The sequence below is a fragment of the Fusibacter sp. JL298sf-3 genome, assembly GCF_053842995.1.
Window position 1 is genome coordinate 594,373 of the sequence record NZ_CM132608.1, and the last position, 24,612, is coordinate 618,984.

The 24,612-nt window shown below is 48.4% G+C and carries 28 protein-coding genes; 5 read left to right on the plus strand and 23 right to left on the minus strand.

All coding sequences use genetic code 11. The features are described 5' to 3' along the window. Positions 1-9: 9 nt before the first annotated feature. Positions 10-774 (minus strand): IclR family transcriptional regulator, encoded by a 765-nt coding sequence (locus tag ACR6HW_RS02870; protein WP_455729666.1) that lies wholly within the window; start codon positions 772-774, stop codon positions 10-12. A 359-nt stretch (positions 775-1,133) separates the two neighbouring features. Between ACR6HW_RS02870 and ACR6HW_RS02875 the strand changes: the two genes are divergently transcribed. Then, the gene (locus ACR6HW_RS02875; RefSeq protein WP_455729667.1) at positions 1,134-2,021 is read left to right on the plus strand and encodes an NAD(P)H-hydrate dehydratase; all 888 of its coding nucleotides are present in this window, start codon (positions 1,134-1,136) and stop codon (positions 2,019-2,021) included. Here the strand turns inward: ACR6HW_RS02875 and ACR6HW_RS02880 are convergent. Genes ACR6HW_RS02880 through ACR6HW_RS02890 form a run of 3 tightly spaced genes read right to left on the minus strand, consistent with a single transcriptional unit; the run spans position 1,977 to position 5,211 of the window. Then, positions 1,977-3,143 carry a MalY/PatB family protein gene (locus tag ACR6HW_RS02880; RefSeq protein WP_455729668.1) on the minus strand — a complete coding sequence of 389 codons (1,167 nt, stop codon included), beginning with the start codon at positions 3,141-3,143 and terminating at the stop codon, positions 1,977-1,979. The genes ACR6HW_RS02875 and ACR6HW_RS02880 overlap by 45 nt on opposite strands. A gap of 18 nt (positions 3,144-3,161) precedes the next feature. Further along, positions 3,162-4,529: a sensor histidine kinase gene (locus tag ACR6HW_RS02885; RefSeq protein ID WP_455729669.1), complete on the minus strand. Its 1,368-nt coding sequence runs from the start codon at positions 4,527-4,529 to the stop codon at positions 3,162-3,164. Then, the gene (locus ACR6HW_RS02890; RefSeq protein ID WP_455729670.1) at positions 4,507-5,211 is read right to left on the minus strand and encodes a response regulator transcription factor; all 705 of its coding nucleotides are present in this window, start codon (positions 5,209-5,211) and stop codon (positions 4,507-4,509) included. The genes ACR6HW_RS02885 and ACR6HW_RS02890 overlap by 23 nt, the downstream gene beginning before the upstream one ends. A gap of 163 nt (positions 5,212-5,374) precedes the next feature. Here ACR6HW_RS02890 and ACR6HW_RS02895 point away from each other — a divergent pair, with 163 nt between their 5' ends. Next, a complete protein-coding gene (locus ACR6HW_RS02895; RefSeq protein ID WP_455729671.1) occupies positions 5,375-5,926 on the plus strand; it encodes a hypothetical protein in 552 nt (183 codons plus the stop codon). A 121-nt stretch (positions 5,927-6,047) separates the two neighbouring features. On the opposite strand, the gene ACR6HW_RS02900 is transcribed toward ACR6HW_RS02895, so the two are convergent. The 11 genes from ACR6HW_RS02900 to ACR6HW_RS02950 form a co-directional block, all read right to left on the minus strand. After that, on the minus strand, positions 6,048-6,896 hold the full coding sequence (locus ACR6HW_RS02900; protein ID WP_455729672.1) for a DMT family transporter: 849 nt from the start codon (positions 6,894-6,896) through the stop codon (positions 6,048-6,050). Positions 6,897-6,901: 5 nt separating this feature from the next. Beyond that, complete coding sequence (locus ACR6HW_RS02905) at positions 6,902-7,567, minus strand: MBL fold metallo-hydrolase (RefSeq protein ID WP_455729673.1); 666 nt, start codon at positions 7,565-7,567, stop codon at positions 6,902-6,904. A gap of 156 nt (positions 7,568-7,723) precedes the next feature. Beyond that, positions 7,724-8,185, minus strand: coding sequence for a hypothetical protein (locus ACR6HW_RS02910; RefSeq protein WP_455729674.1), 462 nt, complete (start codon positions 8,183-8,185; stop codon positions 7,724-7,726). A 60-nt stretch (positions 8,186-8,245) separates the two neighbouring features. After that, entirely contained in the window at positions 8,246-8,623 is a 378-nt protein-coding gene (locus tag ACR6HW_RS02915; RefSeq protein ID WP_455729675.1) for a NifB/NifX family molybdenum-iron cluster-binding protein, read from the minus strand. Beyond that, positions 8,601-9,440, minus strand: a complete 840-nt coding sequence (locus ACR6HW_RS02920) for a 4Fe-4S binding protein (RefSeq protein ID WP_455729676.1) — start codon at positions 9,438-9,440, stop codon at positions 8,601-8,603. Before ACR6HW_RS02920 ends, ACR6HW_RS02915 begins: the two co-directional genes overlap by 23 nt. Continuing rightward, positions 9,412-10,254: a nucleotide-binding protein gene (locus ACR6HW_RS02925; protein WP_455729677.1), complete on the minus strand. Its 843-nt coding sequence runs from the start codon at positions 10,252-10,254 to the stop codon at positions 9,412-9,414. The genes ACR6HW_RS02920 and ACR6HW_RS02925 overlap by 29 nt, the downstream gene beginning before the upstream one ends. Before the next feature lies 1 nt (position 10,255). Then, the gene (locus ACR6HW_RS02930) at positions 10,256-10,591 is read right to left on the minus strand and encodes a NifB/NifX family molybdenum-iron cluster-binding protein (RefSeq protein WP_455729678.1); all 336 of its coding nucleotides are present in this window, start codon (positions 10,589-10,591) and stop codon (positions 10,256-10,258) included. 108 nt (positions 10,592-10,699) lie between these two features. Beyond that, the gene (locus ACR6HW_RS02935) at positions 10,700-11,386 is read right to left on the minus strand and encodes a DUF1266 domain-containing protein (RefSeq protein WP_455729679.1); all 687 of its coding nucleotides are present in this window, start codon (positions 11,384-11,386) and stop codon (positions 10,700-10,702) included. Further along, complete coding sequence (locus ACR6HW_RS02940; protein WP_455729680.1) at positions 11,383-12,567, minus strand: J domain-containing protein; 1,185 nt, start codon at positions 12,565-12,567, stop codon at positions 11,383-11,385. Before ACR6HW_RS02940 ends, ACR6HW_RS02935 begins: the two co-directional genes overlap by 4 nt. A gap of 30 nt (positions 12,568-12,597) precedes the next feature. Then, positions 12,598-13,452: an HD-GYP domain-containing protein gene (locus ACR6HW_RS02945; protein WP_455729681.1), complete on the minus strand. Its 855-nt coding sequence runs from the start codon at positions 13,450-13,452 to the stop codon at positions 12,598-12,600. A 66-nt stretch (positions 13,453-13,518) separates the two neighbouring features. Next, complete coding sequence (locus ACR6HW_RS02950) at positions 13,519-15,195, minus strand: Hsp70 family protein (RefSeq protein ID WP_455729682.1); 1,677 nt, start codon at positions 15,193-15,195, stop codon at positions 13,519-13,521. Between the two features lie 116 nt (positions 15,196-15,311). On the opposite strand from ACR6HW_RS02950, the gene ACR6HW_RS02955 reads away from it, so the two are divergent. After that, positions 15,312-15,500, plus strand: coding sequence for a hypothetical protein (locus tag ACR6HW_RS02955; protein ID WP_455729683.1), 189 nt, complete (start codon positions 15,312-15,314; stop codon positions 15,498-15,500). A 91-nt stretch (positions 15,501-15,591) separates the two neighbouring features. Here the strand turns inward: ACR6HW_RS02955 and ACR6HW_RS02960 are convergent, their stop codons facing one another. From ACR6HW_RS02960 to ACR6HW_RS02985, 6 genes are read right to left on the minus strand one after another with little or no spacing between them, the layout of a single operon-like run. Then, the gene (locus tag ACR6HW_RS02960; RefSeq protein ID WP_455729684.1) at positions 15,592-16,125 is read right to left on the minus strand and encodes a hypothetical protein; all 534 of its coding nucleotides are present in this window, start codon (positions 16,123-16,125) and stop codon (positions 15,592-15,594) included. 51 nt (positions 16,126-16,176) lie between these two features. Continuing rightward, positions 16,177-17,886, minus strand: coding sequence for a sensor histidine kinase (locus ACR6HW_RS02965; RefSeq protein ID WP_455729685.1), 1,710 nt, complete (start codon positions 17,884-17,886; stop codon positions 16,177-16,179). After that, positions 17,870-18,652, minus strand: coding sequence for a response regulator transcription factor (locus ACR6HW_RS02970; protein ID WP_455729686.1), 783 nt, complete (start codon positions 18,650-18,652; stop codon positions 17,870-17,872). Before ACR6HW_RS02970 ends, ACR6HW_RS02965 begins: the two co-directional genes overlap by 17 nt. 11 nt (positions 18,653-18,663) lie before the next feature. Then, positions 18,664-19,728, minus strand: coding sequence for a peptide-methionine (R)-S-oxide reductase MsrB (gene msrB, locus ACR6HW_RS02975; protein WP_455729687.1), 1,065 nt, complete (start codon positions 19,726-19,728; stop codon positions 18,664-18,666). Between the two features lie 15 nt (positions 19,729-19,743). After that, positions 19,744-20,445, minus strand: a complete 702-nt coding sequence (locus tag ACR6HW_RS02980) for a TlpA family protein disulfide reductase (protein ID WP_455729688.1) — start codon at positions 20,443-20,445, stop codon at positions 19,744-19,746. Positions 20,446-20,458: 13 nt separating this feature from the next. Then, on the minus strand, positions 20,459-21,205 hold the full coding sequence (locus tag ACR6HW_RS02985; protein ID WP_455729689.1) for a cytochrome c biogenesis CcdA family protein: 747 nt from the start codon (positions 21,203-21,205) through the stop codon (positions 20,459-20,461). A 131-nt stretch (positions 21,206-21,336) separates the two neighbouring features. Here ACR6HW_RS02985 and ACR6HW_RS02990 point away from each other — a divergent pair, with 131 nt between their 5' ends. Beyond that, positions 21,337-21,900, plus strand: a complete 564-nt coding sequence (locus ACR6HW_RS02990; RefSeq protein WP_455729690.1) for a PadR family transcriptional regulator — start codon at positions 21,337-21,339, stop codon at positions 21,898-21,900. Positions 21,901-22,013: 113 nt separating this feature from the next. Here the strand turns inward: ACR6HW_RS02990 and ACR6HW_RS02995 are convergent, their stop codons facing one another. Then, positions 22,014-22,223, minus strand: a complete 210-nt coding sequence (locus tag ACR6HW_RS02995) for a hypothetical protein (RefSeq protein ID WP_455729691.1) — start codon at positions 22,221-22,223, stop codon at positions 22,014-22,016. 175 nt (positions 22,224-22,398) lie between these two features. Here ACR6HW_RS02995 and ACR6HW_RS03000 point away from each other — a divergent pair, with 175 nt between their 5' ends. Further along, a complete protein-coding gene (locus ACR6HW_RS03000; RefSeq protein ID WP_455729692.1) occupies positions 22,399-23,160 on the plus strand; it encodes a flavodoxin family protein in 762 nt (253 codons plus the stop codon). Here the strand turns inward: ACR6HW_RS03000 and ACR6HW_RS03005 are convergent. After that, positions 23,155-24,585, minus strand: a complete 1,431-nt coding sequence (locus ACR6HW_RS03005) for a sensor domain-containing diguanylate cyclase (protein ID WP_455729693.1) — start codon at positions 24,583-24,585, stop codon at positions 23,155-23,157. The genes ACR6HW_RS03000 and ACR6HW_RS03005 overlap by 6 nt on opposite strands. Between the last annotated feature and the right edge of the window lie 27 nt (positions 24,586-24,612).

The following is a 24,612-nucleotide window of genomic DNA, read 5'->3' on the forward strand; positions in this document are numbered from 1 at the left end:
AGTTTCAACCTACAATCGCCTCTTGATTTCATAGGCGGCATCCATTAAGAGATGCGCGTAGCGCTCGACTTTTTCGTCGTCAAAATTTCGAGAAGCGCCTGAGATACTCAGCGCCCCAATCAGTTCTTGGTTGCGTCCCAATATCGGTACCCCCACACAGCGCACATCGAGTTCGTGTTCGATGTTGTCCATAGCGTAGCCGCGTTCTTTTGCGACATTAATCGCCTCCAGTATGGCGTCGTCGTCTGTTAGCGTGTACGGTGTAAACTTTTCTTTCGCCATATCGATGCGCCATCGAATGGCGTCTTCTTCCATCGTACTCAACATCGCCTTGCCCAGTGAAGTGCAGTACATCGGCGCCTTTTCCCCCATAATTGAACGTATTGGATAATTGTGGTCATAAACTTTGGGATAGGCGTTAAACATGTAGAGCACGTATTTGCCGTGTGGGACGCCAAAGTACATCATTTCGCCTATTTCGTCAGTAAGCCGCTTCATCACTTGGTAGATAACGTCTTGATAATTCAGCTGACTGGTAACGACATAGGAAAACTCCAACATTTTATTGGTGAGATGGTACTTGGCATTCTGCGGGTTCTTCGCCACATAACCTGCGGCCTCTAGCGTCGATATCAGGTTATGTACATTGCTTTTGTAGAGCCCTAGAGCTTTGCCAATTTCCGTAATCCCCAGTTCGGGGGTTTCAGGTGTAAAGCACTCCAGTATTTTCAGTGATTTATAAAGCGATTTAACTTTAATGTCGTCTTGATTCATAAGGCCTCCTAATCTAACCGTTCTATAATACAGAACATCGTTCTCTATTCAGAAGATTTAATTTTATTATAGAGTACAGATATATTTAAGTCAACGAGTAAAGCGTTTATTTCTATAACATTATAGTATGCGGGATAAAAAAAAGCCAGCATTAATGCTGACAAAGACATTTTTGTTATATTTGATTAAGTAATGTGATTGGAATGCTTTTTTTCTTCTAGCCAAAAGGCACTCTACAAGCGCCCTATGGCCCATGGGAGATAAATTCATTATTCTGACCCTTTGGTTTTCAATTTACAAAAGTCTTTTAAATGTGCTATCCTATAAAAAAACTCAGAATCACATTTTAGGAGTACAGCATGAACCCTATTCATATCGATCGTACTTTCGATCATACGTTGACCAAGCGCGCGCAATCCACACACAAGGGAGATTACGGGCGCGTTCTCGTGATAGCGGGCTCGAAAACCATGATGGGTGCCGCCGTCCTCAGCGCAAAAGCCGCTTACAAATCAGGTGCCGGTATTGTAAAAGTCGTAACAGAAAAAGACTACGCCGGCAGTATATTCGCCAACCTGCCCGAGGCCATTGTCGGCACTTATGAACGCTATTCCTATGCCATAGATGAAACACGAGACATCTCCGGCGACATCGCCTGGGCCGACGCCATCCTCTTCGGTCCCGGTATGGGGCAAGACGCCTATACCAAAAAACTGCTGAAGACCGTTATTGAACAAGGGCGCGTCCCTCTGGTCGTGGATGCAGATGGTCTCAATGTCCTCAGCGACGCCCCGCAGTTGCTCGACAACTACAAAGGCCCACTTGTGATTACACCACATGTAGGCGAGATGGCGCGCTTGCTTCACTGCGAAGCCGAAAGGGTCTTACACAATCGAAAAACGTTGGCGCAGCAATTCAGCATCGATCACGACGTCACGGTGTGCCTCAAAAGCCACGAGACGATTGTTGCACATGCAGACACCCTCTACATCAACCATTACGGCAATCCCGGCATGGCCACTGCAGGTAGCGGCGACGTTTTAGCAGGTATCGTCGTCTCTTTGCTGGGACAAGGGTATTCAGAAGAAATAGCAACGGCAAAAGCCGTCGCCATTCACAGTCTTGCTGGAGACGCTGCTAAGTGTGCCGTCGGCGAACACAGTCTCATGGCCAGCGACATCATCCACTTTATTCCCAAGGCGCTAGCCCTCAAAGAAGTGCCAGATACGTCTAAACCCTTCTTCTAAAGTCGCTCTGGGACACGCGAAGTTTACACGAAGGTGCCCAGCGCCACCGACCCCGAACATCGCGCCGTCGTTTAATGCGACGCCGGCTTCTTTTGCAAGGTCTACAGCGGTCCATTTGCCGTAAGCTGAAAAATCAATCCACCCCAGATAAGTTGCCTCAGGTTTTTGCCATCGCGCAAGGGGCAGCTTTTCTTTTATAAAGCAGTCCATCCACTGGACCTGATTGTTTAAATAATCCAGTAGGGCATCGAGCCAAGGCCCTCCCTTTAAATAGGCGGCTTCCACTGCGGCGATACACACCGGACTTTGGTGGCGCACATAGTGCTTGACGTCATGCTCTAACAACGCCGCCTGAATTTTAGGATTTGAAATAATCAGATGAGAGGCCATGAGTCCGGCGAGGTTAAATGTCTTGCTAGGCGCAGTGGCGGTCACCGTTATAGCGGCAAAGCGCTCGTCCAACGCGGCAAAAGGCGTGTGCACATGGGGCTTCAGTACCAAATCGTGGTGGATTTCGTCTGCAAACACCATAACGCCGTGTTTAACACAGATGTCACCTAGCGTTTTCAGCGTTTCTTTATCCCAAACCTTGCCCACTGGGTTGTGTGGATTGCATAGGACAAACAACTTGGTTTCCGGCAGACGGCAAAGTCTCTCAAAGGCCTCACAGTCTATTCGGTAATCGGTACCCGTCTTGACCAAAGGGTTGTTCAACACTTTCATCCCATTGGTTTCTATGGCGCTTCGAAAAGGAAAATACACCGGTTCTTGTATGATGACCCCATCGCCTTCGGCTAAAAAAGTATTCAGCACCATCTTCAGTCCGGTCATCACCCCGGGGACGTAAAAGAGCATCGGCGCTTCAATCGACCAGTTAAAGCGCGTTTCGTACCAGTTCACGATTGCTTGACTATAGTCGGCATCGGTTTCCGAGTAGCCAAAGACCCCGTGTTCTACCGCTCGTGTCATTGCTTCAATGACTTCGGGAACTGTCTTAAAATCCATATCTGCCACCCAGAGCGGTAAAGCATCGGGATTGTCGTACCCCGTTTTAAGCACCTCTCGAGACCACTTGACACTTCTCGTGTGCCGTCTGTCGATTACGTCGTCAAAATGATACATATTGCCCTCCTGTTGTCTTTATTTTACCGGAAAACGCACGCTGAAACACGTGCCTTCCGGCGTGTTGGTTAACGATACCGTCGCACCGAGCCTATCGGCCGACGTCTTTACAATGGCGAGCCCAAGACCAAAAGCGCCGTCGTCACCACTTTGAAAGCGTTCAAAAAAATCATTGACTTTTTCCTCGTCCACACCGGCGCCGTCGTCGAGAACTTTGAGCACAGTCGTCTCGCCCTCGCGGTACATGCACACTTCTATCCGCGTCTTGCAATAGCGCAAGGCATTGCTCATCGCGTTAGAGACAATGGACTCAAAAAGCACCGAATCGGTGTAGAGTATGCCGTCATCAGAAACGGTTGAGACGAGTTCCGCCCCCCGTTCTTCCGCCAATATCCTGTACCGATTGAAAATCGGCGTCATAAGCGTTTCCCAATCCAATGCCTCGATGTTAAGGCGCGCCATATTGCTCTCGAGGCGCGAAAGTGCAAGCATCTTTTCAATATAGTGCTTCAGTCTGAGACTTTCCTCGGCGATAATCGACGCCGCAGATACGTAATCTTCAAACACACCGGTCTTTATACCCTCTGCATACCCTTGAATGGACATGAGCGGCGTCCTTAAATCGTGTGAAATGTTTTGAATATACGTTGTTTGCGCCTGTTCGTTTTTTTCAAGAGTGGCGCTCATCTGATTCAGTGCCGTAAACAGCCGCTCAGTTTCTAAACTGTCTGCCTCTTCCTCTATCTTTTGGAATACGCCGTTTTCCGCCGCCTTAGCGTGATTAGAAGCCAGTTCCATCGGCTTGACGACAGCTCTGGACAGCCGCGTCGAAGCGCCGATCCCAGCCAGAACAAACAGCGCGCTGAGCCCCACAATCAATCGATTCATCTTGACAATCATGGCGTCGCGCTCTGCGAGAGAGGCCAGCAATACGATGTTGACCCGCTCACGCGCCTCCCCTATTGTGAAGAAGGTGCCGATATAAGGCACGCCTTCTATGACATAATTTGAAAGATGGCCCGGCGTACTGCTCTGTAAAAGATTTGCAATTTCTACAGGCGGCGCCCCTGTTTTCGGAAACATCAACTCACCGTTGGCGTAAAAGGCGTACAGTTCGGTGTCCGCTGTTCTTCTTGCAACGCGAAGCGCTGAGTTCAACGGCTCGTAAACCACTGGTCGCTCACCTGGTCGCTCGTGATGACTCCGCGCTATATTTTCTTTTACAATGATTTTAATCGTTTCAAAAGTTTCTACAATGGCTTCTTTGGCATCGCTCTCAATGGCCCGCCGCATGGTCACATTAAACACAGTTAATAGAATCAGCGGTACAACAATACAAAAGGCCGTAAAAATGACGCGCATCTTAAACCGTATGGTCGTTTTCATCTTCCTCACACTCCAGTTTAAACCCGTAGCCCCATACCGCACCAATTCCGATGCCGGTGCCCTTGAGTTTCTTTCTCAACCGCTTGACGGTATCGTCTGTAGCACGCGTATCGACGTGGTAATCGTATTGCCAAATATTTTTCAGAAGTTCTTCTCTGGAAACCGCCTTCTCTCTGTGTTTCATCATGTAAGTCAAAAAATTAAACTCCGTTGGCGAAAGTTCCAATGTGGCGCCCTGACAATAGGCGACCCGCTTTTTTTCATTTATTGTAAGAGGGCCGTAGACCAACGGCGCGTTTTCTTCGCCGGCACCGCTCATCTCTATGCGCCGAAACAGCGCTTTGACACGCACGACAAGCTCTGTAGGTGAAAAGGGCTTCACCAAATAATCGTCACTGCCCACTGTAATTCCCGTAATGCGGTCCAGCTCAGAATCTCTAGCGGAAACGATAATAATCGGTACATTAGAGTGTGCGCGAATCTCTTCGCATAGCGTCATGCCGTCGGTCCCCGGCATGGTGACATCTAAAATAACCATATCGCAGGGCGCTGTTTTAAACGTTTCGTAGAGTGCGTCGCCGGTGGCAAACATTTCTACAGTGTAGTCGGCGTTCTCGAGAAAGCGCCGCATCAACTCTCTTATGTTCTTTTCATCGTCTGCAATGTAAATCGTCTTGCCCATGGCGGCCTCCTTTTCTTTTATCTTATCATACCACATCTATGAAAAAAGCTCTCTACTGTCCTATACTTTGCCACACTTTCACCGTTGTATCGCCTACAGGTTGTCCCGTATACTTTAACTACCTCAACACGAGGCCTCAATCACACGGTGAAAGGAGAGTTAAATGAAAAAAATGCTTATTCTGGCGCTTGTAGGTGCCATGGTATTACCTGGAATGGCTTTTGCCGATGCACCTGAACACGGAGAAGCGCGACACAAAGCTGGACGGCACGGCGATGAGCGCCGCGTTGAGAAAGCGCATGTCAGACACGAAACGCTACTCGACGCCATCGAAACGTATGCGCCTGAACGCGCAGACGCATTTGATGCACTCTTTGAAGAAGAGCAGGCGTTAAAATTGGAACTAAGAGACCACAGAGACGAGAAGCGCGAGGAAATGAAAACTTTTTTTGAAGAACTCAAGGCAAAGCTCGACGCCGGTGAACTCACACGAGAAGAGATGAAAGCACAGCTCGATGCACGAAGAGATGCCGATAGAGCGGAAAGAGAAGCACTCATGGCTTCGTACGGTCTCGACAGAGAAAGTGGTAAGGCTTTGAAAGACGCCTTAAGAGACGCCATCGATTCTGAAGATGCCGCCGCTTTTAACGCTTTGCTCGACGACCTCTACACACAAGTTGAAAACCGCATTAACTTTTTAGAAAGCACCAAGTAACTTCCCCCTTTTTAAGCTAAAACCCCCCAGAGCGTCCTCAGTTGAGGACGCTTCTTTTGTACTTCAAGACATAAAAAAACCGTCTTAAACGGTAGCAGAATGCCGTCAGACGGTAGTCGTGTTAAACTTTTTTTACAATGGCGACACATAGGGAAAGCAACAAAAGCGCACCTCCGAGCAACCCCAACGTCGTCACTTTTTCACCGAGAATCGTCAAAGCCATCACGAGGGTAAACAACGGTTCTCCCAGCAGTATAATACCGACGCTCTCAGGCGATGCCACTTGTTGCGCTTTCGTTTGGAAATACGTTGAAAGCGCTGTCCCAAACACGCCGATAACGGCAATCGGTACCCAATTGTCCAACAGAATTTTGCCTGAAAACCCTTCTACAGATACCGCCATAATGACAGAAACAATTGTGACGACGAGCAAAATACTCAGCGTCATCTGATCTTCATCCATTTCCTTGGCATAGGCATCTATCGCTAAAATATAAAGCGTATAAGCCACAGAACACCCCACTGCTAACGCGTCACCGTAGTTAAAGCCGATGCCGTCTAAACCGCTGATCCAGTAAAGCCCCAGTAAAGACGTCACCACGCAAAGTGCCACCCAACGATTGGGGCGCTTTCGGCGTATAATCAGCTGCACAATCGGTACCCACAGCACAGAAAGCGCTACGAGAAACCCCGACTTTGAAGCCGTGGTGTACTCGAGAGAAGCAATGGCCAAATAATAGGCAAAAAACAAGAAGATGCCGAGATAACTTCCGTGAAACAGCGCCTTGCCACTGAGCTTTACCGTTCGGCCCTTGAACACATAAAAAAGCACCAACGCCAACCCAAAACGCCCTGTCATCAGGTGAAACGCCGGAACGGCTTCTGTAGTCGCCTTTATAATAATCGTACTGAGCGCCCAGCCAAAAGCCGTCAGTAAGAGCATCATATAAGCCTGTCTGGTTTTTGTCATGGCGTTTAAACCTCTATAACTTGGCCGTTTTTATACACAGTGACAAAGCGTTCGTCAGCGCCGTTGTCCGTTAAGAATCGGTTACAACTCTCAAAATGGCCCCAAAGGTGTATTGGAATTAAGTGTTTTACGTTTTTCGTCTCTAAGACATAATTAACCGACCAGTCGTAAGCGGTTTCAAGTCTGTAGTCCAATGGGACAAAGGCCACGTCGTACACGCCTTTAGGCATGGCGTCGACAATGGTCTTGAATTCTTTTTCGTTTGCGGCTTGTGATTCCGGTGTACTGCTCTGCCAATGCCACCAATTGAGATCGCCCATGTGCAGAACACACCTGCCTTCGACCTCGACCACAAAGGCCACGCCTTCATCTGTGGAACCGTAGGTAGCCACTGTCAATGCGCCGATTTTGTAGGTTTCGTCTCGCTTAACCAAAGTTAAATGCGTCGACGGCAGCACTTCCACATCATCGGAGATCACATAATGTAAATCGCGCACACTGTAATCGTAGATAGAAGATGAAAAGTGATCGCCGTGGTGGTGGCTGACAAAAAAACAAACCGTCTTAGAATGGTCCAAAAGCTCGCGAACATCAGTGGTCACATCAAAAAACAATTGATGCGTACGCGTCTCCACCAGTACGCTGCTGTGATTTAAATGTACGATTTTCATACGGCCTCCCTCTAATCAATAGGATGTTTCATCATATTATACCACAGCTTAAGCAGATGTGCCGACTATCTTCCCCACCTTAATCTTATAAAAAAGTTTCCGATTAAATGCCACACGCTAAAAAAGCCGCAAGCAAAGGGCTTGCGGCCAAAGCTGTCAATACGACAGTTTATTATTGAGAACTGTATCAAGGTGTTCCAACACCCCTTTGGAACGGCTTACACCTTCTGCGATGCAAACGAGTTTATCGCCGCTGTAAAACAGCATTCGATCGTCATACGGCGCGGAGAGCGGGAAGACGATTCGATCGTACTCAAATGGGCGCCCCTCAAATTCCAGCGCCTGTTTACCGCTGTAAAAATACGTCATATGAACTTGAATCAAGGGAACTCTGATCCACGCTTTCGATGCTCTGACACTATCGTACCGCATTCTATTCTCGTTAAAGAGAATCCAATAGCCGTCGTGTCCATACTCGTAAACGGTCTGTCCCATAGTCGATACAACGACGATACTGTTGGGGTAGGCGATGCGTTTGTCGGGCATGCAGACCAACACTAAGATGCCCATGCCGATAACGACACTAAAAATGAGAATTTTCTTATCGCTCTCTTTCATAACGGCACCCCCTCCCCCTATATTATATACTGTATATACCATTTGTAAAGTGTTATTCAGTTATATATTTCTTTTAGATGCCTTATGCTCGCCACAGTGATGTCGATGTTGATGGGCGTTACAAATCGTATTTGTAGAGGTCAATGTCCCCTCAACGTAAGCCTGTACCACGGCATCTATCGGGCCTGTTGCCCCTGTAATCACTTGAATGCCCTTTTCTTTAAAAATCTCTACCGCACCGGCACCCATACCGCCTGAAATAATGACCTTTACACCTAAGTCGTTTAGAAAGTTCGGTAAAAAACCGGGCTTGTGGCCGGGGTTGTCCAGACGTTCAACTGAACGATTGGCGCCATCGATTGTATAAACTGTAAACGCTTCACAATGTCCGAAATGACCTGCAGTCTGTGTACCTTTAGTTGCAATTGCTATTTTCATAAGAAACCCCTTTCTCTTTGGAAACCAAATGTTTGTACACCTCAGCGGCAGCCCGTTCAAAAGCCTCTTCCGATTGAACGTAAGGGATTTTCCCCGCAACATCCAAGGTGTTTGAATGACAAAATGCTTCAATTGTGCGACTCAGTTCCGGATTGATGTCCCACTTGTTGATACACACTGAAATCTCCGGCCGGAACGTTTCAGCCACTTTCAAAACTCTTTGCAAATCGGCGATCCCCGATAGGCTGGGTTCAGCCACGAGAAGCAATCGGTCGATACCGCTAAGCGATGCGATAACAGGACAACCAATACCGGGGGAACCGTCGTAAACTGAAAACGGCGCAGCGCATGAGACGCCTTCTATGGCCGCTTTTACGGCAGTGACCAGCTTACCCGAGTTGCCGCGTCCGGGCGCCAACCGCGCGGTGGAAAAATGATGTGCCAGCATCTGGGTACCTGCACAATACGGTACTTCTTCTACGGCGCCCGCGTCACAGACAATTGAACAAGCACCGCACCCCTCGCATCGGCCGCTGTCGATGGTGTACTGACCGTCTATTGCAGTTACAGCGTTAAAGGTGCACGCCTCGACGCAACGGCCGCAGTTCACACAGCTGTCGGCGTCTATGCGAAAGCGCGGCATGCCGTAAAATTCAAAAGTCTCTGTCGGTTTAAAGTCCCGTTGCGTCAAATGTAAATTGGGCGCGTCTATGTCACAATCTGCAAAAACCTCTGTCTTACTAAATTTTATAATAGCAGCACTTATACGCGTTTTTCCCGTCCCGCCTTTACCGCTGAGTACCAACAACTTCCGCATGACACCTCACCCTTTCATATAATCTCTCGAATTCAGAGCACCAATTGGGCGCCGACGCCACTGCGAGTTCCCCTTCAGAGAGCGCCTTTGCCAATGCCATATCGTAGGGCAATACCCCCAATACTTTTGAGCGCATCGACGGCGGTATCTCGCCATCCCCCTCGCCAGCTTTGTTGACGACTATACCGTAGGGTTTACCGATGGCCTCAACCAATGCCACAGCCATTTTCATGTTGTCGAAGCCAAAGGCCGTCGGTTCGCCGACGACGACACAATAATCGCTTTCACGCACAGCCGACGCAACTAGGCATGCGGTTCCCGGCGCACAGTCGATTACCGCCGTCTCATGACCAGAAGCGGCTTCCAGAACTGCTTCTACCACTTTTTCACCACTGGGCTCACCGGCGTCGAGAACCCCTGTACACACCTTTATCGTCCCAGAAACGCCTTCAAACACCTGCCCCACACGGCGCTGTTCAAAATGTACGGCATTTGACGGACACACCAAACCACAAACTTTACAACTGTGACACAGCTTTTCAAAGACAGTAACTCGGTTGCCTACAAAAGCCAGCGCGTTAAACCGACAGGCTGTGACGCACTTCTGACAGCCGGTACACTGTTCAGTGTCAACTGTCGGGACGAGCTTGTACACGTTTTTTTCACAAACGGGTTCAGGTCGTAGGAACAAATGGCCGTTCGGCGCTTCGACGTCACCGTCGACATAGGCTGCCGAGGGGATGACATGGGCTAAGTTCACTGCTGTAAACGTCTTACCGACACCGCCTTTACCGCTTAAAACAGCGATTTTCATGTCAACCCCCTACGCGTGTGAGCGCCTGATTGGCCAAAGCCTTTAAAGTTTCTTCCACACCACTGTCTTTTGAGTGGTATAGTGCCACACTTGAACCGTTAAAGACCGCTTGCGCATGCCGGCCGTATTGCGGCGCGACAACGGCTTCCGGCCTCATATCGACGACGCACTGTGCCGCTTGGACGCCGGCGCCACCTTCAGAATTCTGCGCCGGATTGACGACGCACTGTCTTTCGGATGTCACCGTGTCAACGATTAAAAAATACGGAGCACGACCGAAAACTTTAGCAATAGGCGCCTCGTGCGCCTCCCCTTCAACAGGTAAAACAACTCTCATTCAAAACCTCCTTAATGAACATATGTCCATTACCAAGATACACCCTTTTTGAACATATGTCAATAAAAAAAGCCACCGCCTTTTTACAGGCGACAGCTCATTTGCTTTTTAGTTGTCATTTCCGCCCCAAGGGATTGCTTGCCACAACGTGTACTTGAAGATTGCGGGTTTAAGCACCTCTTTGTTCATGCCCGCGGCACAAGACGAAAATGCAGGCGCCACCTGTGTATAGCGATGAGACAGGGCGCAGAGTCGTGAGAAACTCTCATAGTCCCGGTACGACGTCTCGATAAGCGTTCCAATTCTGTCCAAGTAGGTGAGGACTTCCTCCCGTGTAAAGGTTCCGCCGGCGCCAGCCAGTCGCACCGCTACAATGGCGTTGGAAAGCTCGTAGGCGCGGTAACCGTTACGGCGCCAAAAGAGATGGTTGGCGGCGACGAACTTCTCTAAATCCGAATTGCCTCCTTGGCCAAGCGCCGCATTTATAAAGTCCGCGTTCACGCGTCTATTGAGCGCTGTATCCCCTGTCATCAGTTGCTCTATGACATTGTAATAGGACTCTGAATTCCTCAACTTTAAAAAATGCTGAACATAGGCGTCACATTGCTTTGGACACAGTACGGCCATATCAAGAGCATCTAGTGCGTGCGCCTCCTCGTAGAGAGAAGCGTATTGATCGACCACTTCGAGGTCATAGGCATGACTGAGTGCCGACAAATGGCTTAAAGACAATACCCAAACTATTTTTTGCGGCGACAGCTTACCTGCGTTCATGGTTATAGTGTTGTCGTTCATATCTGTCGCTCCTTTCCAAGAGCGCGCACTCTCAACCCAATGTAAACAACAGCTAATGAAATTAACGCGACAAAGGCGATAAAAGCATAGAAAAATAATCCCACAAGTATTAAAATTAATACACTAAAGATGACGCAACTGCTCAAACGGTCGCTACGTTGTGATGCTTTTACAAATGACCTTATTCCCTTAGATTGAAGTTGCAAGCGCTTGTTATCATTAATGGCGTATAAGTCAAAACAACAGGAGTTGCCGCACCTCGGTCCTGAAGCCTCTTGCCCCTCTTCTTTCAAGCGCTTTTTAAACCAATAGGCCGCCATCTCATTGGCGTCATTTTTAACGGTGCGCAGTTGCACCTTTAAAAGATCATACGCGCGATTGGGTTTGTTTAATTCGTACGCCAGCTGACTTTCAATACCGAGCATATTGTGTCGGCATTTGGTCGCTTTATCACCCAAACCTTCGAGGAGCGACGCGCAGCGCTTCTCTATGCAGTAAGAAGCCGCCAAGTAGTGAAATGCAGGGCTGGTGGTGACAACGTCCTCAAGCGCTGTAAGACGCGAAAAATCGATGTCAACTTCAAAGCCGAGCGCCGACAAGTACAAATCGACAAAGAGGGTAAAGGTCACTTCCCCAGAACTAGCAAAAGTATCTAAGACTTCCGGCGCACTCTCAAGGTAATGAAGTTTTTCCATCGTTTCTCCACCGAATGTCTCAAAGCGGTTGAGAAAAAAAGAGGCAATTTCTCGCGTATACGCGTGGTGTGACTGTATAAAACTGTCGAACACCTCTGGAAAAAAAGCGTAGGTTTCAAAAGTAAGGGTTGTGAAAAAGCGCTGCCAACTGGCGATGTCGAGGCGCGCTTCATAAGTGTTGTAATGCGCTTCCAACTGCTGAAATAAAGTGTTTTTTTGCGGAGCCAAGTTTTCTTCTGGCGGCTTCCAAGCGTTTTTAGCGCTGTCGGTTTCGGGAACTGGCGTCATCGGTGGCGTCGCCACTGCGACAGTGTCAGATGTGGGCGAGGCTAAATAGCGACAGCCCGCTTCGTACATCTCCCGAGTTGTCATAAACAAGTCCGGGTCTTCTTCAGGTCTACAGGTCTTGATTTTTTTAGCGTACGCACGTCTTAAATCTTTAAGCGTCGCATCGGGGTCTAAGTTAAAAAATTCGTAAAAGCGCATACGGCTCCCTCTCTCGTTAAAATCTTGCGGCTATCGTCGACGTTTGATGGCTTTCGGACGTACCTTTACAAGGTAATTGATGGCGTCCACGTCGGGTTTGGGTTCGTGGGTATGAATACGGCGTTCTGTAAACATCAATTCAAATGTCTCGCCGTGCTTGTGTATTTGAAATTCTCCGGCGCATGCGGGACAGACGAGGTGGTCGCCGTCTGCGTGTTCTGAAGTAGGCGCGATTATCGGACCGCAAGCCGGACAGTCGAGCATACGCCTGCCGAACCCAGCGTGATTTAATATCCCCTCCAAGGCACCTAAAGCGTACAGTTTTTCCATGCGCGCCACGAGATCGGCATCGAACTGCGTGCCGATATTTTCCCTCAGCACTTTTAACGCAACCTCTGGCGGCATCCCCTTGCGGTAGGGGCGCTCAGACGTCATCGCATCAAAGGCGTCTGCAACGGCCATTATCTTAGCGTTCTCCGTTAAAAGGTGTGCGGACTTGGCGTCGGGATACCCCTTTCCGTCCAACCGTTCGTGATGATCGCCTACCATATCGATGACGAGATGTTCCAGCGGATGGTCCTGAATCAATGTCCGTCCCAGTGAGGCGTGCTTTTTCATAAGCGCGTATTCCACGTCTGTCAACTTGTCTTTTTTGTTGAGGACACTGTCTGGCGTTCCCACTTTGCCGATGTCGTGAATCAATCCACCGAGTTCCAGTAGAAAAATCTCGTCGTCGCCAAGGTGCATGTGCTTGCCAAGTGCAGCGGCATACTGCCCCACACGATAGACGTGGCCGCCGGTGTACTTGTCCCTCGCTTCAATAACCGATCCCATAGTTACCAGCGATTTTAAAAGGAAGGGCTCTATTGTGATTTTGTTAAACATGGCTGACCTCCATTTTTCTTTTTATCATACCCAGAACGCAGGGCAAAGAGACTCTAAAAAGCCTTTTCAACTCTCCAAATACGCTAAAAAAAGTTGCACCCGTTCCACAGCTTCCTCAATAAGATGGTCTTCTTGTGTGTCGAGCGCTTCTGAAAAACGCAACAGTTCAAGTGCAATTTCTTGACGCACCTCACCGAGATTCAGTTCATAGTGCTGTTCCAGTTTAGCGACGAGCTGTTTGTTAATTTCGTTGTCCCGCGGATGAATCTTCAGATGCGCTATTGCCGCCATGCGCTCGGCGATGGCCTCTTCTTCCATTTCGTTGGCGTTGATAACCACGCGCTTTTCTGTGGTTCCGGTTTCTAAAACTGTGGCTTCGACTTCAAGTATGCCGTTGATGTCATAAGTAAAGCGCACGTCTATACTAACCATTCCGGCTTTTTTCCGTGGAATGCTCAAATGAAAGGCATCCAGCTTAAGATTGTCTTCAATTCTAAAAGCGTCGCCTTGATAGACGTCAATAGTGACGAGACGCTGGTAATCCTCAGCATTTGAGTAACGTCGTACTCGGCTCACTGGGACGGTCATATTGCGTTCAATAATCGGATCGTATACCAGTTGTTTGCCGCGTCCCTCTTGCTTAATAACAGTTGTACCCAGCGTAAACGGACAGACATCAGTTAGGACAGTATCTTTAAAATCGCGATGTCTCATATGCATCTCAGCGGCAATACAGGCGCCGACGGCCACCACTTCGTCCGGGTTAATGTGGGCCAAAGGGAAGGCGCCGAACAGTTTGGCGACGTGCTTTTTAACCACTGGCATACGCGTACTGCCGCCGACGAGAATCACGTCGTCGATGTCCGTCAACTTAAAGCGAGAGTCCTTTAGCGCTTTTTGAAGGGGTAAGCGCAGTTTGTCAATAAGCGGCAACATCATGGCTTCATACTGATCCTCAGTAAGTGTGTAGGCATGGGGCACGTCGTCTTCGACGTAAATCACCTCTGTTGACCGGCTACCGGTCAACTCAATTTTAGCCTTTTCAGCCAAGTGTTTCAGCTGTCGTGCCTTAACCGGCGAAAGGCTGTCGAGCTCAATACCATACGCTTCTGCGAGGTGTGTCACCAACAAGTTGTCAAAGTCTTCCCCACCAAAGTAGTTGTCACCGGCAACTGCGCGGACTTCTATAATGTCGTCAAACACGTCCAAGATGGATACATCAAATGTACCGCCGCCTAAATCCACCACGGCGATTACGGTGGCTTCACTCTCTTCGTGACGACAGTACGCAAGGGCGGCAGCAGTGGGCTCGTTAATAAGGCGCTCCACGGTAAGACCGGCCATACGCGCCGCTTCAAGCGTGGCACGTTTTTGTTTGTCGTTGAAATAGGCCGGTACGCTAATAACCGCTTTTTCTACCGGCTCCCCCAAGTAAAGTGTCGCGTCTTCAACAAGGGCTTTTAAGACGAGGGAAGACAACGCCTGTGCATCCAGCAAGTTTCGGCCAAGTTGAAACTGCTTGTCGGTTCCCATGTAGCGCTTAAAAGCCGATACACATTTCTCAGGGTGCTGGGTTTGAAGAGACTTTGCCGTTTCGCCGACGACGATACCGTCTTCCGTCTCTGCGACGACACTCGGCGTCAAGACGCCTCCAAATCGATTGGGAACGAGCTTGACTGCACCGTCTTCATACACGCCTATTAAGCTGTTCGTCGTCCCTAAGTCAATACCTACTATTGCCATTGTCTCACCTCTAAATTTATTGGATTAATTGATCTGTTTTGTGATACACTATAATGAGTCAACTGCATCGCGTACCCAACTGGTGCAGGCATTCATTATGTAAAGGAGCTTGTCCTATGAAAGATCATTTGAGACCTGAACTGAGAATCAGTTTAATACTGTTCTTTATTCTGGTCGTCGTTAACGTTCTCTTTAAACTGCCCGAATTTTTTATGGGGGTTATCGCCGCCGTGGCTTTTCTCTACGCAATCATCGGTATTTTGCCTGAAAAAACGTATACGGCCATTAAACAATGGAAAAAATAACGTCATTAAAAAGCCAGCACGTACACGTATCATACCATACGCCGTCATTGCTGGCTCTTTTTATAGTCACTCACCCATAGGTTTGCTCAGTTTAGAAGTCCAAGATCACTTCATCTGTTGCACTGTACAGCGTCCCTTGTGCCATGGCACTTGCTGTATTTTGCATGATGTAAATATCCACAAGTGTCTCGCCTAAATTACCGCGCGTATAAAACCGACCGTTGCTTTGAAGTGTGTACGACGTCCCTTGCAGTTCAGTGTTGTCGCCGTAGACGACGATTAAAGACCAACTGCCCGATTCATTGTACTGAAAGGTCCCAATGTCTGTGGAACACTTCCCGTGCCCGAAATAACGGTATCGGTTGGTCCTAGACATAACGGCCTTCATCAAAAAAAGCGCTTCTCCTGCGGTCGATTGGTAGTAAATGCCACAAAAGTCATCTTTGTAGCTGATTTTCAGTACCTTAACCGACGCTTCCCCCATTTCATTTTCGATATACTGTTCCAGCGCTTTTGCATCACTGACATCGACGCTGGTCTGGTACAAATAGTAACTGTATGCCCCCACCAAGATGAGAAAAATTCCGATGACGACTATAAAATGCCTTTTTCGATTCCCCAACATGTCGGCCACCCCTTTATAAACTGTTGTCCCTTTATTATAACGCTAAAACGACTATGTGTTCAATACAGTTTTGGGAATTTTAACTGTTACCCTGGTCCCATTTTTAGGGGCAGAATCGATTTCCAACCCATAGGCGTCGCCGTAGTAGAGTTTTAAACGCCTATCGACATTATACAACCCCACGCCGCCCAACTGGCAGCCCTTTTGTGGTGTCTCCGCCGGATCAAACCCGACGCCGTCGTCTTCTATGACAATGAGAACAAACTCGATTTCGTCTGTGACGCGGATGGCGATGGTTCCGGCGCCGTCCTTTTCTTTAATGCCGTGGTAAATGGCGTTCTCCACCACCGGCTGCAAGATGATTTTCGGCACTTTTACCGACAGTGCCGTCTCATCTATCTCATACCGATCGTTTAATGTGTCTTCGTAACGCTGCTTTTGAATAAAGAGGTACTGGCGGACGTGTTCCAGTTCATCTTCCAGTGAAATCGTCTGTTCCCCCTGACTGAGGGAAATCCTAAAAAACTGTGCCAGAGACTTCGTCACGGCGATGACTTTTTCTGAATCGCCAAACGACGCCATCCACACGATGGTGTCGAGAGTATTGTAGAGAAAGTGCGGGTTAATCTGACTGTGCAGTGCGTTGATTTCATACTGTCTCAAATAAGATTCGTTTTCTTTTATAGTGGCCATCAGCGCTTTGATGGTCTCAATCATCTTGTTGTACTGGGCACTAAGTGTCAGCACCTCTGTACTCCACCCCTCCTCAGTTACAATAGGCGCCATGGTGGCCTCAAACTGGGACATCGCCCGTTCCAGCTTCTTAATCGGACTAGAGATGACACGCGAAATATAATAGGCCACCCCCACCATCATCAAGGCGCCGATTAAGCCTGCCAACAGCAAAATCTCATATAGATGCCGCCGCATGGCAAACAAGTTGTCCAGCGATGAAACGCCTACCAGTGTCCAATCGGAATGGGCAATAGGCGTCAGGTGGATAAACTGCTGGGAATCCTCGTGAAAACAAGACCCCATGTCGTAAAGCGACACCAGCGCCTGTCGATTGTCCTCGTCTTCAAAATACCGGGTATCCGGATGGTACACGACTTTTTTAGCGTCGTTGAGGATATAGGCGTAGCCCGAAGCGCCTAAATTCATCTGTCCAAGATAGTTCTCCAGGACATTGTAGGGAATGTCCATAAGGAGAACGCCTAAGTTGTTGCCGACAGAATCGTCAATTTCCGTACTGATGGAGATAACCCAGTTGGACTTGTCCATAGTGAGCTGTTGACGTCTGGCGGAAGTCAGCACGGGCATGTCACTTGCAAGGGCGTCTACATACCACCGTTCTTTCATCATATCGTCTGAAAGGGACATGGCCATATCGCTGTTTGTGGACAAAACGGCACCGTTTTTCCCCACGACAGTGACAGCACTCAACGCCTCGTCTGATGCCAAGTACCGTTCGACAAGGCCATAGGCTTTCTGCTTGGTCTCGTCATCGCCTTCGGTTAAATACGCTATCAGGCTTTCATCTGTCGATAAGAGCGTCGACAGTCCCCTGAGCCGTTCTAAAAAAACTTCAATATAAATGCCGCCTTGCTCTACTGTTCCCCGCGTGTACGCCAGCTGGTTTTCTTTAATTTTCCCAGCGGTACTCATATAAAAAACGGTGCCTACCAAACCGATTAACAGCCAACAGGTCAGGAGAAAGTAAAGCGCGATTTTAAATTGTATGGTTTTAAAAAGTCGTTTCACTTTTTTCTTTCACCCTTTCGCGGTACTGTCTAGGCGTTGTACCGGTGTATTTTTTGAAACGCGTACTAAAGTAGTTGACATCTCGTATCCCCACTGCCTCAGCTATTTCATAGTGTTTTTTAGCCGTGGTAAGCAAAAGCAACTTTGCGCGTTCCATGCGCTCTGCTAGCAAATAATCTTGAAAGGTTTTCCCAAAGTGTTTTTTAAACAAACCGCTGAGGTACCCGCTGCTGTATCCCAGCGCTTCCCCCAGTGCCTTAAGGGAAAAGTCGGGATCGCTTAAGCCGCTGTCCATCAGCGCTTGTATGCGCTGTCTGACAGCGTCTTCCCGATTGCCATGCGACTGAACATAGGCGGCCAAAGTCTCTTCAACCGCCTCTTGCCTTTCCTCTTCTTCAATCTTGTTTACGAGTTTTTGGAGTATTGCCGCGACATCCTCTTTGGTCACGGGCTTTAGAACGTAGTCGTCGATGCCGATTTTTATAGCGGTTAAGGCGTAGTCGAAATAGTCGTAACCGGTGATTAAGGCGATTTTAACTTGTGGCGACTTGCTTTTAATCCGTTCAGAAAATCGGAGACCGTCCATCTTGGGCATATTGATGTCTGCGAGAACAATGTCCGGCGCTTCCTTTTCAAAGAGCGCCAACGCCTGTACGCCGTCTGCTGCTTCAAGTACGCGATCGATCTTCAGAGCCTCAAAGTCGACGAGGGTTTTAATCCCCCGTCTCACCAAAGGCTCGTCATCTACTATTAATACGGTGTACATAATGCCCCCCTTCACTTAACAAATGATTTTAAATCGCCGTAGCCCTCCGCGTCCATATCTTCATATGGGACAAACCTCAGAGATGCCGAATTAACGCAGTACCTCAAACCGCCGGTTGCCTCTGGGCCGTCGTCAAAGACGTGTCCGAGGTGACTGTCGCCCGCCCGGGAGCGGATCTCTGTACGGTTCATACCGTGGCTTTCATCTGAATTGTACGCGAGTACTTCGTCGGCAATGGATTTGGTAAAACTCGGCCACCCCGTGCCGGAATCGTACTTGTCTCTCGACGAGAAAAGCGGTTCGCCGGTGACCACATCGACGTAAATGCCCGCTTCTTTGTGATCCCAATACGCGTTGTCAAAAGGCTTTTCGGTACCGTTTTCCTGTGTGACGCGGTACTGCGTAGCGTCTAGCGCCGCCTTAATAGACGCCTCATCGGGCTTTCGGTAGATGTCTTCGACAACAGGTGCATACGCTTCGTCGAGATCGATGTGACAATAGCCGTTCGGGTTCTTTTCGAGGTAATCCTGATGATACGCCTCTGCCAGATAATAGTGATCGAGCGGTGCCACTTCCACAACAATGGGCTGTTCGTATTTTTCTTGTTCTAATTCTATCATGTTTAACGCAATTGCTCTATCGCTTTCGTCTACATAGTAGATACCCGTTCTGTACTGAGACCCGACATCGTTGCCCTGTTTGTTAACACTGGTTGGGTCAACTACTTTAAAATAATAGTACAAAAGGGTTTGTAAATCGGTTTTGGCACTGTCGTAGACCACGTGTACGGTCTCTGCGTGTCCGGTGTTCTCGTAAACCACCTGTTCGTAAGTGGGGTTTTCAGTGTTTCCGTTGGCATAGCCGGATGTTACGTCGCGGACACCTTCAAGACGCGCCATATAGGCTTCCACGCCCCAGAAACAGCCACCTGCGAGGTAGATGTCTTTTAAGGTGCCGACGGACTCCGATTGGGGCTTCGACTGAGCCGGTACCGGCTCAGTACTTTTGCGCGTGCCCCAAAGATACCCGCCGCCAATTACCAGTACTGCCAAGCCGAGTATCATTGCTTTTTTCATAGTATCCCTTCTTCCTTATTGAACCTCGTTTTGCATAAACTCGATGATTTTCTCGTTGGAAACATGGCCCGGGTAAGTCCCGATTAAAACGCCGTCACTGCCGATAAACGCCGACGTCGGATAGGCTCGAATGCCATAGGACTGAACAAGCTCGCCCTCTGTGTCGACAAGGACGACGAGGTTGTCGTGCCCTTGTTTCTCAAACCACGCTTTAAAGTCGGCTTCACTTTGCTCGCCGTTGACTTCCGGTGCGATAACGGTGTAAACTTTAAAGCCGTTGTCTTCTGCGCTGAGGGCATCGACTTCATCGAGACCCGCCAGACAAATGGAACACCATGAAGCCCAGAATTTGAGGTAGACTTTTTCACCTTCAAGCATCTCTGACGATACGGTTTCGCCCTCTAAGGTCATCAATTCAAATGTCGGTGCCATAGGCCCTTCGTTCTCTTGCATAGCAGTGTCGTCATCTTTCATGTCATCGTCTTTCATGTCATCGTCTTTCATGTCATCGTCTTTCATGTCGTCGTCTTTCATATCGTCGTCTTTCATGTCGTCGTCTTTCATGTCATCGTCTTTCATGTCGTCGTCTTTCATCGGCTCTGTTTCACTTTTGGGCATAGTATCCTCTGTTGCCGGCGCCTGCGCCTTATTTGTACACCCTGCGATAATCAACATTACCACCAAACTCATAACCGCCAATGTACTTCTCTTTTTCATTGCTTTCGCCTCCTTAATTTCCAGATAGTAATCGTTCAAAAAACTGTGTAAACACCATTGTATTTTGTGTCAAAAGTAGAATGCCCATAAGTACAATCAAACCTCCACCGACTTTTTTAATCGTCGGAGCGTAGCGCTCGATTTTCTCAAACCGCTCAATTAAAACGCCGGACAAAAGTGCCATCACCAAGAACGGCACCGCCAATCCTAAAGTGTAAACCAACATCATCCAAACGCCATACAGCGGTTGATTGCCGCTTGATGACACGACCAACACCGCCCCTAAAACCGGCCCCACACAAGGCGTCCAACCGAAGCTAAAGGTAATCCCCAGTAGGTAAGCGCTGAGGTTGCCTTTGGTCGGTCCCTTCTTAAGCCGCAGCACTTTGTACGTCTCAAGTGCCTTGATTCTAAAGGCGCCCATTTGATGCAGACCGAGCAAAATAACGATGATGCCGGCAACAGTCATAAAAGCGCGCCCACTGATAAAGCGGCTCAACGCACTGGTTCCAAATCCCAAAAGTACAAAACTGGTAGATAAGCCCAATACAAACAACAAGGTTTTAAAAACAGCAGTCAATCGTCCCTTACCTTCTTTATCCGTTAAAATGCCAATGTACACCGGTATCAACGGAAACGTACACGGTGCGAAAAAAGATAAAAATCCGGCTGCAAATACCGTACTGATAAACAGTTCCTCTCCAAACATAATCTCACATCCTTTTATTGAAATCACAGATTCGGCTATTTCTTTCGTCATCTGTCTTTTATAGTTTTATTATAGACCCCTGGCTAAGACACCGGAATAGACGCACATCACACAAACCTTTAATTTTATCACCTTGACAATATCCAACGTTGGGTATATACTTCTTGATAAGGAGGGCGCTTATGGTACAACTGCTTATTTTGTATTACCTGAACATCAAACCCACACATGGCTACGAAATTCAGAAGTTTGTCATGCTTAATGAAATGGAACAATGGACAACCATACGTTCTGGGTCCATTTATTACGCAATGACACAACTGGAGAAAAAGGGTGCCATTGAGCTACAAGCCCTCTGCGGGGATAAAGAAAAGTCGAAACGCGTGTACAGCATTACCGAAAAGGGACGCGAGCTCATGTTTCACTTAGCACTGGAAGCACTGAAAAGACCGCTTTCAGACGAGAAATTTGTCCTCTACCCTATCCTCGGTGTACTCGATAAAGAAATGGTCAGCCAAACGCTTGCCGACCACATCGAAACTCTCAAGGCAAAGCTCAGTACTTTTTCAAGTTGGCTGGAGACCAAATCGAACACAGGCATCGCCATGGAACGCGCTTCGGTCACCTATATGATTCGTAGAGTAGAAGATCAAATACATTGGCACCGGTTGCTGTTGACCCACTACGATGAAACCCAATCCGCCGTCGATGCTGTTCGTAAGCACATCCTACAGTTTAACTGTTGACCTTTTGGCCACTGCATACCAGTGGCCGTAGAAAAACATCTGTATCCAAGCTTGGATACTAAAGTGTTTTTAATTTGTGCCCTCCTTTTGTCATTGAGTGATTGTACACTTTCTTATTTGACCGCATGCGCTTTCGATTTCTTGTAGCGCCTAAACAACAGAATGCTCACTAACAGCCACACCAGGACGTTTAAGCCACGCAAAGCAACGCCCCAGATCGATATGGAACTGTAGGCGAGATAAGTAATTAAGTTCAATGTCCATAACACCGCCGCCACAAAACATAAAACGGGCCCCCACAAAGATGTTTTCTCTCTTTTCACCAAAGGTCTCCTTTCTAAACGCTCATCCGCTAGTTGTAAAAAAGTGCGCATTGTCAATAAGTTAAATAAGTCGGTCTATATTTTTAAGCAGTTTACCAAAAAAACAACGCTGTAGCAACCCACGCCGTTACTTTATTTTGTCCCAACATCCAACGTTGGGTACTAGGAGGTTTCTATGAATGTACTCGTTTTATCGGGAAGTCCAAGAAAAAAGCACAGTTACACCATTGTAAAAGCCATTGAGACAGAAACCGGGCCCACAGTCACTTTCGACTGGGTCTTCTTAAAAGAAGAGGCCATTGCCCCGTGCTGCGGTTGTATGAACTGTTTTAGGCGCAGCGAACACCACTGTCCACACGCTGGGGATGCTGTTGAAAGCATCGTCGATAAAATGGTTGCGGCGGACAAAGTCATTATCGCTTCCCCTGTGTATGCGTATCAAGTACCGGGACCTTTAAAAAACTTTATCGACCGAACCGCCTATCTCTGCCACCGGCCTAAGTTTCTGTGCAAACCCACTTTTACAGTGGTTACAACCGACGGCGGCGGTGCCGGCGCGGTCAGCCGGTATCTAAAGATGATGGGTATGGCGCTGGGGCTGGACATTCGCCAACAACTCGACGTCATCTCCCCTTTTTACTTCGACACCTCTCGAGAAAAAATTCAACTCAAAACCAATCGAGCCATCTCCAAGCTTTCGGAAGCCCTAAAGACGCCGACAAAAAAAGAGTTGCCTTCATACAGACAACTCTTTATGTTTCAGTGTTTAAAAAGTAAAACCTATACTTCCAGTGCCGATGCCGACTACTGGAGAGAAAAAGGCTGGCTTGATGCCGACTACTTTACGCCGGAGGCGCTGCCCTTTCTGAAAAAATGTTTCTCGCGCCTGCTGGGCCAAGCCATTGGCGTTATGGGAAGGCGCTATAAGCCGCTATAAATCCGTCGATGCCGTAACCCGATTGCGACCGCTTTTTTTAGACGTATAGAGCGCATCATCTGCTCGGCTCAGCGCTTTGTCAAACCAATCGGGCTCTTTGGCATTTACACGAGAAACACCGATGCTTATGGTAAAGCGAATTGCGTAGTCATCGCATTTAAACATAGTGGATGCCACATCGCCGCGCAACCGTTCTGCACTGGCCGTACCTTCTTTGAGTCCGACGCTACTAAAATACAAGATAAACTCTTCACCGCCCCATCGCGCCACGAGGTCGCCACTGTCAAGGGCTCCCATGAGCTGTTCGGCGAGTTTTTTTAAAATGGCATCGCCAATTTGATGCCCATAGGTGTCGTTGTATGTTTTAAAGTGGTCGATATCAATAAGTGCTAGACAGCCTCTGTCAAAGCTGGCCACAGCTGCCTCCACCTTGGTTTCAAACATGCGGCGGTTATACACACCGGTAAGCGGGTCCGTCATGGCGAGTTTGTTAAGTGCCTTTGTACGCTTTTTCACCTCGCGTTCTAATGTCACAGCGTGAGAAGCCAAAGCCTCTGCCGTAAGGGCCACATAGAGCAGCGTCATGGCAAAAGACAGTATAAACAGCAAAATGCTGAAATACACTTCTCCTTCATTCGTCGCATAGGGGATGCCGAGGCCAATCCGCGCCCCTAAAAAAATAAGTCCCGAGGTCGACAAAACCGATACCAGTACCCCCTGGCTCTTGTAGCGAATCGTGTACAGAATCCCAATGGGAAAAGTGATAAAAATAACACTCGGCAACCACCGCCACGAGACGAATATCACAGCGCCAATGGTCAACGCCACTGTCGCCGCGTTTCGAAACCCAATGCGCCTATCTTGCCGTTCTAAAAGCAAGGCAAATGAGAACACGAGAAAAATACCGGAGGTATCTGAGATGAGCAAATAGCTCAATTGAGCAGGTAACGCCGATTGCGTCACCAACCCGAAAGCGTACTGATTGCCCACTAAAATAACCGCTAGCAGTGCCGACGGTATGAGGCAAATCAACAGAAAAAAATACGATATATCTAGAGGCTTTGACAAGATTTGTCGCCCATGTCGCCCCTCAAATTGGTTTAAAAAATAATAGCTGACCAATGGCTGAATGGTGTCTGCCGTCGCAGAAATCGCCGACGCCACTAAAACAGCGTATAGGGGTTGCTCGCGCATCGCAGAGAAAATAAACGACGTATTGACCCACCAACTGGAAAGCCATATAAAAGGGAGAAACGCCTTGCCAAATGCACGCAACCCTAAAAGCGCAATCCCGGCAGGTAGCCAAAGCAAAGTGATGTTCCCCGGAGGAACCCTCATGAGTGCGATGCCGAGACGCCCGGCGACGACATACACCGCACACGCCAAAAGCACTTGAATCGACCACGACCATTTTTTTCTCTTCATGAGCACATCCACCTTCCACCCTAAACT